General features: G+C 59.0%; 2 protein-coding genes. Both read left to right on the forward strand.

What is annotated here, in order from left to right; genetic code table 11:
- Nucleotides 1–270, forward strand: a 270-nt coding sequence (locus GPA21_RS20225) for an SAF domain-containing protein (RefSeq protein ID WP_246262082.1), incomplete at its 5' end; no start/stop codon positions are given.
- 44 nt (nucleotides 271–314) lie between these two features.
- Nucleotides 315–1,135: UDP-N-acetylglucosamine 2-epimerase (gene neuC, locus GPA21_RS20230; RefSeq protein ID WP_246262083.1), on the forward strand; the 821-nt coding region annotated here is incomplete at its 3' end.

Here is a 1,135-nt window from a genome sequence, read left to right on the forward strand (position 1 = left end):
ATGGTTGACAGCATACGGTTGACCGAGCGTGTGCTCGGCCATACAGACAAGACACCCACACCAGCCGAGCTGGAAGTAAGAATCGCAGCGAGGCGAAGCCTGACCATCGCTCGTGACATACCATCGGGCCACACCCTGACCCGAGCCGACCTCTGTCTGATGCGCCCGGGAGATGGTCTGCCGCCGGTCATGCTTGATCAAATCATTGGGCGCACAGTGCGCCATGACATGAGCCCCGGAGACACCCTAAAGGCGGAGGATCTCGTATGAGGCGGGTTCTCTACGTCACCGGAACTCGGGCGGATTTCGGTTTGATGCGACGTACGCTTGAGCGGATTCACGCAGACTCAAGGCTTGCGCTGGAGCTCTGTGTGACTGGCATGCACCTTATCGAAAGCTATGGACATACGGTGAAAGAGATTCAGGCTGCAGGCCTGCCAATTGCAGGTACCATACCGGTCAAACTCGACGGCTCCGACGGCAGAAGCATGGCTCACGCGATTGCCGACGAACTTCACGGCATGGTGGAACTACTCGCCAGTCGTCGTCCAGACATCGTCTTGCTACTGGGCGACAGAGGCGAGATGCTGGCCGGTGCCCTGGCTGCGCTTCACCTCAACATCCCGATTGCCCACATTCACGGAGGCGAACTGTCCGGGACTGTCGATGAGCCGGTCCGGCACGCCATAAGCAAGCTCTCGCACTACCACTTCACCAGCACCGAAGGTGCCCGGGAGCGGCTGTTACGCATGGGCGAAAGGCCGGAACAAGTCTTTGTCACGGGAGCACCTGGCCTGGACGGCATCATCGATGGGGCCAGGGCTGACCGTGATGCACTGTGCCGCACGTATGGTTTCGACGTCACACGTCAGATAGCCATGCTGGTGTTTCACCCTGTCGTGCAAGAAGCAAAGCAAGCGGCGACACAGGCACAGACCCTCCTTGAAACCCTCTTGCAGCACGGCTACCAGATCATCGCGATGATGCCAAACAGTGATGCCGGTGGTAGCGCCGTACGTCAGCTACTAGAAGACAGCAGACACCAGCAAGACATCCGTGTGCTCACCCACCTCGGACGTGAGCGCTATCTTGACCACCTGGCCACGGTCGATTTACTGGCCGGAAATTACAGCAG

Origin of the sequence: Azoarcus taiwanensis (assembly GCF_012910885.1) — a bacterium.
GTDB lineage: Bacteria > Pseudomonadota > Gammaproteobacteria > Burkholderiales > Rhodocyclaceae > Azoarcus_F > Azoarcus_F taiwanensis.